Here is a 17,094-nt window from a genome sequence, read left to right on the forward strand (position 1 = left end):
TCTGAAAAATAAAAGATAGATATCTTATTATCAAGCAATAAAGCCTGTAAATTCACCGAAAAACCACACATAAAAAACAACCTTTTTTTATTAAATTAAACAACCAATCTACACAAAAGCCTTGTTTCTCATAAATTAAACTTCTTATGTTTATTTATTTTAAAAAAATAGAGTTATATTTGAACGTGATAATTCTCAGAAACTAGTATAAGTGTTAACCAAAAAAATTAAATGATTATGCAACGAAAGAAAGCGATTTATTCTTTCAAATGCTGCAAGGTAGGGATACTTTCAGCATTAATGTCACTTTGTATGACAGCTGTCTTTGCTCAATCGGGCACTGTTAAAGGAAAAGTTTTAGATGAACTAGGTGAACCGATCATCGGAACAAATGTAGTAGAAAAAGGTTCGACCAATGGTACTGTCACAGATATAGACGGTAACTACACGCTCACATTGAACGACCTGTCGAAAGCCGTTCTTCAGTTTTCATTCATCGGTTATAACACAACGGAAGAAGCCGTAAAAGGGCGGAAGACAATTGATATCAGGCTGGCTCCGTCTGTTGTTAATCTGGGTGAAGTCGTAGCCATCGGTTACGGGACACAGACACGTAAAGAAATTACAGGTTCCGTTGCCAATGTTTCAGAAGAGAACTTCAACAAAGGCGTAACCAGGGATGCCTCCGACCTGTTGCAAGGCAAAGTAGCCGGTCTGACAATCACATCCGGCTCCGGTGACGTAACCAAAAGTTCAACCATCCGTCTGCGCGGAACATCCACCCTGCAAAACGACCAGGGGCCGCTGATCGTTATCGATGGTATCCCCGGAGGTGATATGACAACCGTAGCACCATCCGACATCGAATCGATATCGGTGCTGAAGGATGCATCTTCAGCCGCCATCTACGGTTCGCGCGCAGCCGGCGGTGTTATCCTTATCACCACGAAAAGAGGTTCAGGCTCGAAAACACAGATTTCTTACGATGGATACGTGGCCATGGATCATCTGGCAAACAAACCCGACCTGATGAATGCCGACGAATGGAGAGCATACGCCAAAGAATCAGGACAGGACGCCAGCGTATACGACCAATACGGGGCCGATACCGACTGGTTCGATGCCATGACCCGGACAGGTATTTCACAAAACCATGCCATCTCCCTTTCCGGAGGAGGTTCTAAAAGTAATTACCGTGCTTCGTTCACCTATCTTGACCGCAACGGTATCATGCGCGACAACGACATGAACCGTTACAGCTTCCGCTTCCAGTTCCAGCAACGGGCCATCAACGACCGCCTGCGTATCGGTTTGCTCGGATCAGCCACCTTAACGGATGCACGTATCCCTTACGGAGACAATTTCGTGTTAGCCTATAGCATGCTTCCCGTTTATCCGGTTTACAATGCCGATGGTTCTTATTTCACCAAAGTAAATACGGAGTACGACCAGGGAAACCCTGTGCAAAACCAGGACCTGAACAGAAAAGATATGAATAATATCTATTTCTATGGCGCAGGAGATATACAATTCACAATTATCGACGGCCTGAACGTGAAAGCGAATTTATACAAAAGCCGTTATTCCAGCGAGTTCAGCCAATATGACAACTCTGAAACCAAGCAGGGACAAAGCAATAACGGATATGCACAAAAACGGAACCGCACCTGGAACCGCAACCTGATGGAATGGACAGCCGACTACGAAAAAACATTCGGAGCCGCCGAAGAAAACAAGATACAAGGTATGATAGGTTATTCCTGGGAAGATAACAATTATTCCTCATTCACTTCACAGAACCGTAACTTCCTGACCAACGACCTTGGAGCAAATAACCTTCAATCAGGTACCGGCCTGAAAACCGGCGACGTGTCTTCAGACAAAAACTCCTACAAACTGATCTCCATGTTCGCACGCGCCCATTACAGCTATGCCGAACGCTATATGATTACGGCAACGGTACGCCGCGACGGCTCTTCCAAATTCGGGGCCAACCATAAATGGGGTACATTCCCTTCCGCATCCGCAGCCTGGGGGATCTCGCAGGAATCGTTTATGAAGGATGTCAAGTGGGTAAACGATTTGAAATTCCGTATCGGCTACGGTGTAACCGGTAATCAGGATGGCCTACAACCTTATAAGAGCCTTGAATTATACGGTTCGGAAGGTATCTATTATAATGACGGCAGCTGGCAGACGGCCTATAAGATCAACCAGAATGCCAACCCCGACCTGAAATGGGAATCTACCGCGATGCTGAATGTGGGCCTCGATTTCACCTTGTTCAACAGCCGCCTGAACGGTACCATCGAATGGTATAACAAGAAAACATCCGATATGCTGTACAATTACGAAGTTCCGACTCCCCCGTTCGTGTACAATAAAATGCAGGCCAACGTAGGCGATATGACCAACAAAGGTATCGAAATCATGCTGAACATGGATATCCTCCGTAAGAAAGACTTCTCCTGGAACATGTCATTGAACCTGGCCCACAACAAGAATGAGATCACCAAACTGTCGAGCGACGTTTATACGACCAGCCGTCTTTACACAGGCGACCCCTGGCTGCGCGGCGGTTCAGGCGTTACCTCACACGTCATTGAAGAAGGTCGTCCGGTAGGACAATTCTATATGCTGATCTGCGAAGGAATCGACGAAAACGGCAAATACATCATCAAAGACAAGAATAAAGACGGACAGATAACAGACGACGACCGTGATTATTGCGGCGATGCACAACCGGATCTTACATTCGGATGGAACAACTCATTCAGCTGGAAAAGCTGGGACCTGAGCTTCTTCTTCCGCGGTTCCATCGGCCAGAAAGTATTCAACAACCCGCGTGCCGCCTATGGCAACAATACCTTCCTGATCGGTACCAATGCGCTGAACGATCCGCTGGTTCATCAGCTCACAGAGTCTTCCCGTATCTGTTCCTACTACATCGAGAATGCTTCCTTCATGCGCCTCGACAACATGTCACTGGGTTATACGTTCAACACAAAGAAAATCGACTGGTTGGATAAAGCCCGTGTCTACGTGGCCGGACAGAACCTGTTTGTAATCACCGGCTACAAGGGTGTCGACCCGGAAGTAGAGATCTTCCGCGGAGAAATCACAGATGCGGATGCCGGCCTGTCTCCGGGTATCGAACACCGCCAGTTCTTCCCTAAATCAAGAACTTTCACTTTAGGCGTTAACTTAACATTCTAACTTACTAATTAAGCACATTCTTATGAAAAAGAAATCATTGATAATATCACTCGCCGGAGCAACTCTTCTCCTTTGCTCTATGCCCTCGTGTATGGATCTGGGCGAAACAGTGTATGACAAAGTGCAGGCCGACCATTTCGGCAAGAACGAAGCGGAAATTGCATCCATAGTCGGGCCGGTTTACAGGAGCCTGAACCAATATGTCCCTTACAACTTCATGGCATTGTCCGAATGCAGCGGCGATATGGCCATTGTCCCGACCCGCAAAGGGGGCGACTGGTACGACGGCGGACAATACCGCGAATTACACATGCACTCATGGACAGCCAACACCAACCAGATAAAGAATTGCTGGAGTATGGCTACCAAATCCATCTCTACCTGCAACCTGGTTTACAGCATCGTTGAAAGCAACACTTTCATCAGCGACGAACTGAAACAAAGAACATTGGCCGAGATCAGGGGCGTACGCGCCATCTGGTTCTACATTATGATGGATAACTGGGGGAATATTCCTCTTATCACCGACTTTAAAGACACCAGTCTCCCCACCGTGACACCGCGCAAGGAAGTCTATAATTTCATACTGAAAGAACTTACCGAGATTAAAGATGTCTTACGGGAGGATGTCAGTACGGCTTCTTACGGAAAATTCACTAAAGGAGCCGCTTATGCACTATTGGCTAAAATGTATCTGAATGCCGAAGCATGGGGTGTTGACGTTCCACGCTGGCAGGAAGCAGCAGATGCCTGCGATGTAGTGATGAAGCTCGGCTATACCCTCGAATCGGACTGGAAAGCCAATTTCGCAAGCAACAACGAGTCGTCTATGGAAACCATTTTCCCGATTTGTTTCAGTGCAAACGACCAGGATATAAACAACACGGACTACCGTAACCGACTGTTTGCCTGGACCCTGCACTACAAGGACAATCTGGTTCTCGGACTGAAAGTGACAGGTGACAACGGCGTCTGCGGACAGCCGGATTATGTAAAACTGTTCGACGATGCCGACATACGTAAAAAAGGTTCTTTCCTGTTGGGTGAAATGATCGACCCGGCTACCGGAAAAGTAATCATTACAGCTCACGACCGTCCATTGATCCACACGGAAGACGTTACGATCATCCCGGGAACGGAACGTGACGGTACAGCCTGGGGAGATGTGAACCAGGAAGATGGCGGCCGTGCCATCAAATGGCCTTTCGACAAATCGACTGTAGACGGCATAGAAAACGACTTCGCCTTGTTCCGCCTGGCCGATATCTATCTGATGAAAGCCGAATGCCTGGTACGTATGGGTATAGACAACGGAGAAGCGACCCGCCTGGTCAATGAGATCCGCCAAAGAGGGTTCGAGAATTCGGAGCACAATTATGCATCTGTCACACTCGATGAAATTGCCCTGGAACGTAAACTCGAACTTGCCTGGGAATGTTACTCCCGTCAGGACTGCATCCGCTTCGGCACTTTCCAGAATGCCCGTTTCCTAAAACCGGATACGAAAGGTGAAGATTACAGAAACTTGTTTCCCATCCCGCAGGATGCCTGGCAAACGAATCAAAACCTGAAACAGAATCCGGGGTATCCGGCATTCTAACAAAACACAGACAACGCGGAACACGTGAAAACCCATGTGTTCCGCTATAAAGAAGTTATCTAACACACGATTTTTCGAGATGATTTTGCCGTTATCGGCAAGAAATCGGTATATTTGCATCTAAAATATACACATTTCTTGCCGATAACGGCAAATTACGTTTATGAAATATTACTCAGTCAGCGAATTTGCAAAAAAACAAAATCTTCCGGAAAGGACAGTACGTAACTATTGTGCCACAGGAAAAATAGCTGGAGCTTTTCTGACCGGGAGAACCTGGAATATTCCGGAAGAAGCAGTAATCTCTGATTCTAAAAAACAGAAAAGATTCAGCGAAAACCCACTGCTTAATACACTCAAAGAACAAAAAGATATGAAACTGAACGGAGGAATATATCACCGTGTTCAGGTAGATCTCACCTATAATTCCAATCATATCGAAGGTAGCCGGTTAACCCACGATCAGACACGATTCATCTTTGAGACCAATACGATCGGGGCGACAGACGAAATGATAAATGTCGATGATATAATCGAGACAACCAACCATTTCAAATGTATCGACATGATTATCGAAAAAGCTAAAACCAAAAAGTTGACAGAAACTTTCATAAAAGAACTCCATTATACATTAAAGTCCGGAACTTCCGATAGCAGGAAAGACTGGTTCCTGGTGGGTGACTATAAAAAGCTCCCCAACGAAGTCGGAGGGAATAAAACCTGTCCCCCCGAAGAAGTGTCCGCCCAGATTAAAACGCTTCTGGCGGATTATAATGCCATAAGCAATAAAACCGTTGAAGACGTCATCGGCTTCCATAGAGAATTTGAATGCATCCACCCCTTTCAAGATGGAAACGGCCGCGTAGGACGCCTGATCATGTTTAAAGAATGCCTGAGTAATAACATTGTACCTTTCATCATAGACGAAGATTTAAAATGGTTCTATTACCGTGGTTTGCAGGAATGGGATAAAGCACATGAATATCTTGTCGATACCTGCCTGACTGCACAGGATAAATTTAAAACAATGCTTCAATACTTCAAGATCGGTTATAATAACTGATAGTAACACTCAATTTTGTCAATCATAATTGACAAAAACATATTATGCGGCATTTTCGTCCATTATAATGGATGAAAATGTTATATTTGCAAAAAACATCCATTATGATTGACAAAAATAACTTTAAACGAGATTACATTGAACGTCCTATTTATACGGCGGTAAAACTTACGGCTGTATAATTTGATTACGCAAGAAATATCCTCTTTTGCCGGATTATTCGAAATGCAGATGGGGATTGGTCGAAAAACGTGCCATTCTTCCACTTAACTCCCCCTATTCCGTACTAAACAGACCTAAGTCGATTTGTGTTTTTTAGTGGGATATATCTTTGTCATGTTTTCGAGAACAAACAAAGTATTATCTATTCACATTCAAAATTAAAAGATTATGTCACTAAAGTATCGTTTAGTAGAGAGAAACAACCTGGGTAAGGACAAAGACGAAACCCCGAAAAAATTGTATGCACAGCCACTCTATTCAGACCTGGTAGAGTTCGAGGAGTTACTGGGAGAGATCAGTGAAGCCGGTATTCCTTCCAATCAGGTGAAAGGAGTAGCCGACCGTATGAACCACCTGTTCAGAAAACATCTGGCAGCCGGACGACGTGTACAGTTCGGTGAATTCGGAAACTTCCGTTATGGGCTAGGTTCGGCCGGAGCCGATACGGAAAAGAATTTTGATAACTCAATGATCAAAACCCCACGTATCATCTTCAGCCCGGGTTCCGCTCTGCGCCAGGCCCGCAAAGACACCAAATTCGAAAAAGCAGGAACACAGCCCTCCGTGAAAGAAGATGGTGACAACGAGGATGACAGACCGGTTATCGAATAAACAGATCAGTCCCAGACTAAAACCTGGGACTTTTTTTATGGATAGCGTTGTCGTGAGAACTTTGTTTTCCACTTTTCACAGTGCACCGGACTAATCTCACAATTACGTGACAACACGGGGGGGATCAGAGGACCAGGCAATTAGTCTATGAAAACTAATCACGTTTTGTCTTGTTTGCTGAACAAATAATACATATTTTTGTTCAATAGACAGAACAATATAGCTTATGATACAAAAAGAAATACTAAAGGAAGTCCTTTTAGATAATCGCAGCGAGGTTGCCAGACAGAAAGTCATCCCCCGTAGTTTTCATTTTGAAGATTTTGGTAATTATGTTTTCGTGGGTATTCGCCGGGCAGGAAAATCATTTTTACTCTACCAGCGAATGCTAGACATGCTCACTCAAGGATACACATGGGATGAAATGTTATATATTAATTTCGAGGATGAACGACTGATCGGAATGAATACCGATGATTTGAATTCAATTCTTGAAGTACATGCAAGTCTCTCCCCTCAAAGACCGGTTCTGTTTTTAGATGAAATACAAAATATTGAAGGATGGGAGAAATTCGCCCGCCGGTTGGCAGACAATAAATATCAAGTCTACATTACAGGGAGTAATGCCAAAATGCTCAGCAAAGATGTCGCTACAACACTGGGAGGACGCTATATCACAATAAATGTCTATCCATATAATTTCAAAGAGTTCCTGAATGCCCACCAAATCTCAATAACCCCAAACACCTTTTCAGCAACAGAAAGCCGGGCGGAAATCAAACGTCTTTTCGAAAATTATTTTCGTTACGGTGGTTTTCCTGAAGGAGCTTTATTAGCTGCCAAACGAGACTATATAACCAGCGTCTACCAAAAAATTTATTTAAGCGATATTGCAGCACGACATTCCATAGAAAATACTTTTGCTTTACGAATACTATTCCGTAAACTGGCTGAAAGCGTGAAGCAACCCGTCTCGTTTACCAGAATTACTAATATATTGGCTTCTACCGGTGTTAAAATAGCCAAGAATACAGTTATCAACTATATGGAGTATGCTAAAGATGCTTTTTTACTACTCCCCATTCAAAATATAGCAGATAAATTAACTGAACGTGAAACTAATCCTAAATACTATTTTGTAGATAATGGCATATTGGGAATATTAACAATAGATGCCAAAACTTCTTTATTGGAAAACTTAGTAGCCGTGACCTTGCTGCAGCGTTATGGCATAGATGATGCCGTATTTTTTTACAACCGGAATATTGAAGTAGACTTCTACTTACCGGACACTGCCACAGCGATACAAGTAAGCTATTCCATAAATCTCTCAGATGATACATTTCAACGTGAAGTGGAAGCGTTGATCAAACTAAATAAAGTTCTTGATTGTAAGCGTCTTTTGATTATCACTTATGACGAAGAAGACATGATCGAACAAGACGGATGCAAAATAGAAGTACTCCCTGCCTGGAAATGGTTGCTCATCGAATAAGATTATATAACTTTAAACCATCATAACATTATCCCATGAAAATCAATCATATCACATATTTACTTCTCTTATTTATTGGCCTGACCGTTTCATGCAGTCAGGAAAAGACAAGTAATGTTCCTGAACTAGCTATCGACCTGGACGATACAAAAGATGCGATCCTATATTCTCAATTTGCCAAGTCATTAGACTATATTGAGTTAAACACAAACGACTCATGTATAATATCCGGTGTCCGCAATATCTTTTTAGACGATGATACGTTGATACTTTTAGACAGAAAGAAAGCCGGTATTCTGATTTTCACGTCAGAGGGTAAACTCGTCAACCAGATCAATCACTATGGGAATGCACCGGAAGAGTTTGTCAGAATACATGCATTTACGATTGACCCGATTCTTAATCGGATACACATACTCGACACTTCCTCACAGAAAATAAACATATACAATTACAATGGAGATTTTATAGAATCGATAAAGACAACTTTATACGTTAGAGATTTTGCCATATTAAAAGACGGAATAAAATTGTGTATTTTACCTTTCTACGAAAAGAATTTACCTTATGGAATATGGACGGTCGACAGAGAAGATAACATCATCAAGAAAATAAATTTTGATATTCCGAAAGATGACAAGTTCGAATTCGTAAACTTATATACCAATTTATCGGACCAAGCCTTTTATTACTATGACAGGAACTGGGATAATCTCTCATACGTCACCAAAGACACGGCCATCGTGAAATACCAAATTAATTTAAAGCAACGACTCAAAGATGAACTCAGAAAAAAAGATCCTGAAACAATTCCATTACAGGATTTTGCAATGATGTGGAATTTCAGTAACTCTAGTAATTTCCTACTACTAACCTATTACTATTACGTAGAAGAGAATCCCTTTAGATGGGTTTTATACGATAAAGAGACGCACGAATTAACAACATCGACTACTGTTATCAATGACATCGACCATGTACAATCATCTTCCGATCAAATATTCTATCTGAGCGATAAAGTATGGTGCCGTATACTAGACGATGAAACAAACAACTGCAATGTTCAATTACAAATTATAAATCTGAAATAAGATTATAGCAAGGGTAAACGAATCTAGCTATATATATATATAATTCATATTTTGTTCTCATACAATTATTCATTTGGCAATTATCAAATGAATAAAGCATATATATGTTTCTTTCGTTTGATATATGTCAAACGAAAGAAACACGATTGTAGAATGAATTATCCAATGAAATAATTTTATTTGTTGGACGTAATGAAATATCATTATAATAAACTACGCCAGACTGGATATTATTCGTATTTTTATAATTTATTTTATTAGAGACATGGAACCTCTCTTATAAACCATTAAAGAACAGACTTCAAATGAATCGCCACAATTCAATCATTCTTAATATAATCCTGGTCATGGTAATTATTCTTTTGACCGGATGTAATGATATTGAGAAAAAACAATTGGCTTTAGCCCTTCAAACGGCTGGAGGTAATCGTCAGGAACTGGAAAAAGTACTGCAACATTATCAAGGAGACGAACAGAAAGAGGCTGCTGCCAGATTTCTGATCCGGAATATGCTGGGGAAATTTTATCCGGAAGGAAAAGCCGTTGATGAATTCCATCTGTTTATCGATTCCGTATACCAAACCGAACAGGAAGAATATGATCAGCAAACGATAAATAAATCATACCGGACCCAAAATAGCAATCTACAAGGTTTTGCAAAGCAACAAGCAGACTTGCAACAATTAAATGCGGAATTCCTGATCACCCAGATAGACGAAGCATTCCGGATATGGCAAAAACCCTGGAACAAACATCTTTCTTTCGAAGATTTTTGTGAATGGATTCTCCCCTACCGTGTTGGAAATGAACTGCCGGAAATATGGCGGACACAATATTACAACACATTTGCCCAATTACTACCGGACAGTATATCAACAACACTGGAAGCCTGTATAGCAATCAATAACGAACTGATCAAACAACCGATCCACATCTTCACTGATTTTCCTAAACCTGCCGATATAAAACCCAGTAGCCTCATTCATATAAAATTCGGTTTGTGCGGAGACTATACGAATCTGGCGATATATGCCATGCGCTCCGTCGGCATCCCTGTGTCAACCGGGTTTATACCTCATTGGGGACGTGGTAATAACAGCCATTCGTTTAACCTCCTATATGACGAAAGCGGCAACTATCACGATTTTGCCGGGGGAGAACAAAATCCCGGCGATCATCTAAGACGTTTTGAAGACATACCGAAAGTATATCAGAAAACATTTTCCATACAACAAAGTTCCCTTATGATGACAAACACGTCTAAAGAAGAAATTCCAACCTTTTTCAAAAATCCTTTTATGAAAGATATCACAGGACATTTCCCTTTTATTCAACCTCAAACCGTCTCCATTCCGTTGAACAAAGGGAATACCCATAACAAATATGCCTATCTATGCGTATTCGATCCTCAAGGGTGGTTTCCGGTAGATTGGGGAAAAATAGCCAAAAAGAAAGTGACCTTCAATCATGTCGGTCCGGATATAATCTATCAGGTTTGCAGTTATGAGAATAAGAACCTACGGCCGTTAAGCGCACCTTTTGTGGTCGATTCTACCGGAAAAGTCACCACCCATGAATGTCAAAAAGAAAAGGCAGATCTGTACCTTGAACGTAAATACCGTACCCCCATACATTTGGCCGCCATACCTCCGGCATTTGTCGGTGGAAAATTCCAGGGATCGGATTACGCAGATTTTCAAATGGCAGAAGATCTGTTCACATTCACAGAAGCTCCCGACTTTAAGTATACAACAATTGAAGTCAATCCTAAGAAAAGTTACAAATATTACAGATATCTGTCCTCTCCCAATATTCGTGGGAATATGGCTGAATTGGAGTTCTATGAACCAGGCAGCCAGAAGATACTAACAGGAGAAATTATCGGAACAGATATTACCAGTATTTACAATCCACACGCCACTAAACAAAATGTATTTGACGGCGATCCACTCACCTTCTTTCATACCCGCGACAGCATGAGTTGGGCAGGTCTGGCATTTTCAAAACCCACACGTATCGATAAGATCCGGTACATCATCCGGAACGATGACAACGGCATACGGAAAAACAATCTCTACGAACTTTTCTACATAGACGAATCCGGACAATGGGCTTCTGCCGGACAACAAACGGCCGACCAAGATGATTTGCTTATATACAAACAGATTCCCCAAGGGACTTTATACTGGCTACGTAATTATACCAGAGGGAAAGAAGAACGGATATTTACATACGAGGATGGGAAACAGGTTTGGTGGTAATCTCTCCATACAACAATTACTCATGTAACCTGTTTGTACATTCAGATGAGAGAAGTTAATACAATTTTAGTTCTATTCCTGATAATAATAACAGGGTGCGATGGTAACAAATAATCAAACAGTCAAAATAATGACTCCAGCGCAGTTGTTATGCCGGATACTTTCATCACAGTTGATGTTAGTAAAAAATGTCATTAACGACGGAGAGATTTTTATCTTTAGCAGAAATGGCAAAGGTCTGAGAAAGATTAACAAAAAGGGGCAAGGTTCTGAAGAATATATATTCAACCTAAGTGTTTTCTTAGATGAAGATAAGGGTGAAATATATGTTGACGAAGTTATTAGAAACGTATTAGTATATGATTTTCAGGGAAATTTTATAAGAAGTATCCACAGAGACGATGTCAAATGGATTAATGCAACTAGTTATAACTCTGATTATTTGATTGCCAGAGAATCACCTTCTGTCCACATTGAGAAAAAGACGGATAATCAGCAATTTGTTCTTATATCCAAACAAGACGGAAGCATTGTCAAAGATTTTCGAATCTATTTTGAAAAGAAAGTAGAGTGGGGAATAACCAACCACGCCGGAAATGCGGGAGTTGCTCCTCGTCCTTACCCTATCGTCCCTTACCACAATAGTTGGTTGCTCATGGAACCTTCTTCTGATACAATATTCAGAATCTCACCAGATTTTAGTTTGATCCCTTTCATAGCAAGAACACCGTCCATACAATCCATGAAACCGGCCGTATTTCTTTTACCTTGTATCTTTACCGACCGTTACTATTTATGGAAACAGTAAAAATGGATGCAGACTTTCTAAGAAAAGGGGGGAGTCCAAAAACATATTTGGCGTATGACAAAAAAGATAATACTTTATTCGAATACACTATACTCAATAATGATTTTCCAGAAAAAGGACCTATGAATATTACAGTACAGGAAACGACCAACAGTGAAATCGCATTTTGGCAAAAATTTGAGCCCAGCGAACTTATTGAGGCTTATAAGAAAGGACAATTGAAAGGGAAGTTGCAGCGGAACTGGAAGAAGATTCAAATCCTGTTATTATGTTAGTAAAATATAAGAAGCAATAGCCACACTATTGTTGTACGCCATTTTTTACTGCTAAATCTTCAGGGTTCGAAATAAGCATCTGATACCCTGTACTTCTGATTGATTCTATTTGAATAAAAGAAAGCGGTTTCAAATGTGTCCGCAAGTTACGAATTGTACTCGCAACAGCATCCCGGTCCGATTTGGATAGTTCATTTTTTACTGGTCGTGCCAAAATATCAATACAAATCCTTTCATAAGTTAGTTTATATTGTTCGGCTTTTATAAAACAACGGAATAAATTTAACAAATTCCCAGTCAAACGGATATTCACATCTTCTCTATAGCACAAATCACCATGTTCCTCATCAAAGAACAAATCTTTCGACAACTCCACCCATTTAATTGTCTTATCCTGAATCAATTGACTAGGTAATTGCTCTTCCTTTTCCTGCAATTTTTGTTGCAGTTGTAGTAATTTTTCTTGTCGCTGTTGCAGTTCCAGCCGCTGCTGCTCTTGTTGCTGCCGTGCTTCAAGTTGTTGTAACTCTTGTTGCTGTCTTAACTCTAGTCGTTCTTGTTTTTGTTGTTGCTCCTGCTTTTTCAACTTTTCTTGCTGCCGTTGCAGTTCTAGTCTCTGTTGCTCTTGCTGCCGTTGCAGCTCTGCACGCTGTTGCTCGTGTTGTTGATTCAATACCTGCCATTTTTGCTCCAGTTGTTGTAACTGCAATTCTTGTTCAGTAAGCCTGTGCATCTTTTTATACCAGAAACAATACCCACCAATAATCGCACCAAATAACAAAAGGCCCAAACCCGAAATCATCCACATAAGATAACTATGTCTCCAAACCGTTCCAAAAGGGTACTTGATATAGGCTTGTAACGTGATATTTCTATCAGGATTTTCATCTCTCCGATAAACAATGAGTTTTAAGGGAAATGCCTTTTTATAAAAAGTACTGTCTAAAGAAGTATCAATAACACGACCATTCCGTATGCAACGAATAGCCGTCTCGGCCTTAATTTTATATTCTAAAAGTGTCGTTCGAAAGAGACTATCCAAAAAGAATCGGCTGGAATCACGATAAAAAAGGAAATCCTGATCGCACCATTCACTTTTTTCTGCCCATGATATTTCATTTGGGGAATTCATTGGATTATAGTTACCAAATTCCCGTTCTATTTTTATTTTTTTTTCTTTTTGTATCACTTCTGCAAACACAAGAGACGACTCTGAACATAATTTATTTTGCTGCATATGGAAAGCACTCCATAACCACCAACCAAATAAAAAAGTCAGACCGACACAACTCAATATCATCCAAATCTTTTGTTTCATATCTAAATCGTTTCATTTTACTCTCGATCACTGACTCAGTTTTCTGACAATTCGCTGATATCAATACTGTAAATCAACAAATTAACGCCACCCCTCTTCTATTTTTCTAAAGACAGTTGCCTAAGTCAATTTTATATATACTTTTGCATCACACATCTTATTGCTATTAAAGTAGTTTCAAGAAACAAATATATTAAAAACAAATTTAACAAATAGAACAAATGAAAAGAAAGACTATTAAATCAGGCATCACCCTTCTATGTTTATTTGGAGGTATGTATTTTTACTCTACTCATCAGTCAGAAAAAAAGGTATTGAGTGATCTGGCATTTGAAAACATCGAAGCTTTAGCTCTATCAGAAGAAGACCCAGATGAAAACTTTAAATGTTATGGTTGGGGCGACGTTGAATGCCATGGAAAGAAAGTCGAAGTAAAATATGGTGGCCTCAGATAAAAATCAGAAATGAAGACCCTCCTATACATATTACTTATAGGAATAAGCACATTAATCTCCTGCAGTGGTTCACCCGATCCCCTCTACCCTCGGTATACGACTTTTCCCGATGAGAAAACAGTAACCACGCAGGAGATTACTATTGATTCTGTCTTTTTCCGTTACCCTTATCGGGTATCAGTAAAGGATAGTATCGCCATTATTATGGACTTACATAATGATAACCATTACTTTTACTCTTTCACTTATCCCGACTGGAAACCCATAGCCCCTTTCGGCAAACGGGGAGAAGGTCCGGAAGAAATGCTTTCCGCCGAAATGTTCCAATTTTGTTCATCCGATTCCATTTGGACACTCGATGCAAACAGGATGCAGATCACACGTTGGGCAGTTTCTCCCGCTGAAAAAACAGTATCCCGTGTAGAAGAAATAACATTAGACAAAAGTCTGGTTCGCTCACTGGACTTTTACCGGACAGATTCAGCCTTTCTGATCACCGACTATCAGGGAGATTTCCGTTACAACAAAGTCAGCCATAACGGTAAACCAATCAATAAAATTGGTAAAATACCTACCGAAACCAATTACAAACAAGATATACATCCAGCCTTAGCACAGGCTTGGCGTAGTTTTACAGACTACAATCCGCAAAACGGGATATATGCAATGGCTACTCAATTAGGGGAAACCCTCGAAATATATAACCTGAAAAACCAAACACATAATATTATATACGGTCCCGGTGGAGAACCGCAATTTAAGGAAAAAGGGGGAGAAGGTATTCCTATCGGTATAAAAGGCTTTATGGATATCCAGGTTACCGACCGGTATATTTATACCGTTTTCGATGGAATGTCATGGAAAGAACGGGATGAATTTTACCAACGCGGCGAAGCAGCCCCAAAAGGAGGACATTACTTATATGTGTTCGACACAGACGGTAACCCCGTTCGAAAATACACACTGGACAATAATATTTTCGGCATTTATATAAACGAAGCAACCAATACATGTATCGCGACATGTGTAGAAAGCGATAATCCTATATTAACATTCAAATTATGATAAAGCAAATTCTATTTATATTAACAATTCTATTACCGATCTTCTTTTCCTGCAAAAACGAGCAGAAAGAGAAAGAAAAACACATTGTGCAATTGGTGAACGAATGGCAAGGGAAAAATATTATATTCCCAGAAAACCTGATCTTCACACGCTATCTGACAGACACTACAGATTATCAGATTCCGCAATCCGATTACAAGGTATTAATATATGTAGACTCTATTGGCTGTACCAGTTGTAAACTGCAACTACCTAAGTGGAAAGAACTGATCGAATACACCGATTCGGTAACACAAGGAAAGATACCTTACCTTTTCTTCTTTCATCCAAAAGACATAAAAGAAATACGTTACCTGTTAAAACGTGATGAGTTTGATCGCCCGATATGTATCGATATGAATGATCGACTGAACAAACTGAATAAATTCCCGGCAGATATGACATTCCAGACATTCCTGTTGGATAAAGATAATAAAGTAGCTATACTGGGAAATCCGATACATAACACAGCTGTAAAAGACCTTTATCTGAAACAGATTACCGGAAAAGACAATCCGAACAAAAATCTGTTGAAAACAATTGCCGAAGCAACAGAGCTAGAAATAGACTTCGGCACATTCAAGAAATCAGAAATAAAAGAGGCTACTTTCGAAATAAAAAACACTGGGGATAATCCCCTCGTGATAGTGGACACAAGTACTACCTGCGGCTGCACGGCAGCCACATATGAAAAGCATCCCGTAAACCCCGGAGGATCCCTTCGGGTAGGGATCAAGATGACACCGAAGGATACAGGTTTCTTCGATGAAGTCATAACGATAAAGTACAACAGTATGAACAATCAACCTGTCAAAGTAAAGATAAAGGGGAATGTTCGGTGATCGAACGAAAGGGAGTTTGTTGCACGACGGCAAAATTGTACAAACAAACTCCCAGAGACCCCAAAAGGAGGTGTATCATGATAACTTAGCTACTAGTCTTTCGCACTCTCTTAGAGAACAAAGATAATAAAAACAATAGAATTTGAATTTATAAACCCCAAAAGATAAACACCATGAAAAAAATCATGAGTATCACCCTTATAACTATAGTTGCTCTAACGGCAGGTTGGAATTTCAGCCAGAATCAAAACGAGGTAGAGCTGTCAGACTTAGCATTAGCCAATGTAGAGGCATTGGCTAATGAAGAAGGTGGGGGAGGCAATGCCTGTTGGCATGGATCAAATGGATATGGTGGAACTCCTATTCACTATATAGACTGTGAAACATGTGCTATAAAAACTGCAACTTATTTGTAGGGAAAAAGCAATTGTTAACAATACTAATCATAAAACAGAGAAAAGTCATGAAAAGAATCATAAGTCTCATTCTCATAACAATAGTTGCAACAACAGCTAGTTGGAATTTTTACCGAAATAATCAAGATGTAAAACTCTCAGAGTTAGCACTAGCTAATGTGGAAGCTTTAGCACAAAATGAAGGAATTTATCCCCATGGTATATGTTATCAAACATTATCTTTTGAGTATGTCTTTCCATCATACTATGTTATTTACTGCTTAGGTTGTCAAACTGTAAAAGCGGTTTTATATAGTAATATAAGTAATTGTTAAAA

Annotated in this window: 15 protein-coding genes; 14 read left to right on the forward strand and 1 reads right to left on the reverse strand. The window is 40.6% G+C overall.

Translation table 11 applies throughout. The annotated features are described in order from the left end of the window. Window positions 1–237: 237 nt before the first annotated feature. The 9 genes from M1P97_RS15720 (at window position 238) to M1P97_RS15760 (ending at window position 12,643) form a co-directional block, all read left to right on the forward strand. Window positions 238–3,216, forward strand: coding sequence for a SusC/RagA family TonB-linked outer membrane protein (locus tag M1P97_RS15720; RefSeq protein ID WP_249389572.1), 2,979 nt, complete (start codon window positions 238–240; stop codon window positions 3,214–3,216). Window positions 3,217–3,238: 22 nt separating this feature from the next. Beyond that, complete coding sequence (locus M1P97_RS15725) at window positions 3,239–4,816, forward strand: RagB/SusD family nutrient uptake outer membrane protein (protein WP_195372293.1); 1,578 nt, start codon at window positions 3,239–3,241, stop codon at window positions 4,814–4,816. A gap of 163 nt (window positions 4,817–4,979) precedes the next feature. Further along, complete coding sequence (locus M1P97_RS15730; RefSeq protein ID WP_249389573.1) at window positions 4,980–5,879, forward strand: Fic family protein; 900 nt, start codon at window positions 4,980–4,982, stop codon at window positions 5,877–5,879. Between the two features lie 390 nt (window positions 5,880–6,269). Then, window positions 6,270–6,713, forward strand: a complete 444-nt coding sequence (locus M1P97_RS15735; RefSeq protein WP_249389574.1) for an HU family DNA-binding protein — start codon at window positions 6,270–6,272, stop codon at window positions 6,711–6,713. 226 nt (window positions 6,714–6,939) lie between these two features. Next, a complete protein-coding gene (locus M1P97_RS15740) occupies window positions 6,940–8,208 on the forward strand; it encodes an ATP-binding protein (RefSeq protein WP_249389575.1) in 1,269 nt (422 codons plus the stop codon). Window positions 8,209–8,243: 35 nt separating this feature from the next. Further along, complete coding sequence (locus tag M1P97_RS15745) at window positions 8,244–9,299, forward strand: 6-bladed beta-propeller (protein ID WP_249389576.1); 1,056 nt, start codon at window positions 8,244–8,246, stop codon at window positions 9,297–9,299. 347 nt (window positions 9,300–9,646) lie between these two features. Further along, window positions 9,647–11,560 carry a transglutaminase-like domain-containing protein gene (locus tag M1P97_RS15750; RefSeq protein WP_249389577.1) on the forward strand — a complete coding sequence of 638 codons (1,914 nt, stop codon included), beginning with the start codon at window positions 9,647–9,649 and terminating at the stop codon, window positions 11,558–11,560. A gap of 100 nt (window positions 11,561–11,660) precedes the next feature. Continuing rightward, window positions 11,661–12,368: a 6-bladed beta-propeller gene (locus M1P97_RS15755; protein WP_229058450.1), complete on the forward strand. Its 708-nt coding sequence runs from the start codon at window positions 11,661–11,663 to the stop codon at window positions 12,366–12,368. Beyond that, the gene (locus tag M1P97_RS15760) at window positions 12,356–12,643 is read left to right on the forward strand and encodes a hypothetical protein (protein ID WP_229058451.1); all 288 of its coding nucleotides are present in this window, start codon (window positions 12,356–12,358) and stop codon (window positions 12,641–12,643) included. The genes M1P97_RS15755 and M1P97_RS15760 overlap by 13 nt, the downstream gene beginning before the upstream one ends. Window positions 12,644–12,668: 25 nt before the next feature. On the opposite strand, the gene M1P97_RS15765 is transcribed toward M1P97_RS15760, so the two are convergent. After that, a complete protein-coding gene (locus M1P97_RS15765; RefSeq protein WP_195372297.1) occupies window positions 12,669–13,961 on the reverse strand; it encodes a hypothetical protein in 1,293 nt (430 codons plus the stop codon). Window positions 13,962–14,182: 221 nt separating this feature from the next. Here M1P97_RS15765 and M1P97_RS15770 point away from each other — a divergent pair, with 221 nt between their 5' ends. From M1P97_RS15770 to M1P97_RS15790, 5 genes are all read left to right on the forward strand, one after another. Next, entirely contained in the window at window positions 14,183–14,416 is a 234-nt protein-coding gene (locus M1P97_RS15770; protein ID WP_195372298.1) for an NVEALA domain-containing protein, read from the forward strand. A 9-nt stretch (window positions 14,417–14,425) separates the two neighbouring features. Continuing rightward, complete coding sequence (locus M1P97_RS15775; protein ID WP_195372299.1) at window positions 14,426–15,481, forward strand: BF3164 family lipoprotein; 1,056 nt, start codon at window positions 14,426–14,428, stop codon at window positions 15,479–15,481. Next, window positions 15,478–16,362 carry a DUF1573 domain-containing protein gene (locus tag M1P97_RS15780; RefSeq protein WP_195372300.1) on the forward strand — a complete coding sequence of 295 codons (885 nt, stop codon included), beginning with the start codon at window positions 15,478–15,480 and terminating at the stop codon, window positions 16,360–16,362. Before M1P97_RS15775 ends, M1P97_RS15780 begins: the two co-directional genes overlap by 4 nt. A gap of 173 nt (window positions 16,363–16,535) precedes the next feature. Then, window positions 16,536–16,778, forward strand: coding sequence for an NVEALA domain-containing protein (locus M1P97_RS15785; RefSeq protein ID WP_195372303.1), 243 nt, complete (start codon window positions 16,536–16,538; stop codon window positions 16,776–16,778). 47 nt (window positions 16,779–16,825) lie between these two features. Next, window positions 16,826–17,092 carry an NVEALA domain-containing protein gene (locus tag M1P97_RS15790; RefSeq protein ID WP_195372304.1) on the forward strand — a complete coding sequence of 89 codons (267 nt, stop codon included), beginning with the start codon at window positions 16,826–16,828 and terminating at the stop codon, window positions 17,090–17,092. Window positions 17,093–17,094: the final 2 nt, after the last annotated feature.

This window comes from Parabacteroides leei, from assembly GCF_023369805.1.
Lineage (GTDB): Bacteria > Bacteroidota > Bacteroidia > Bacteroidales > Tannerellaceae > Parabacteroides > Parabacteroides leei.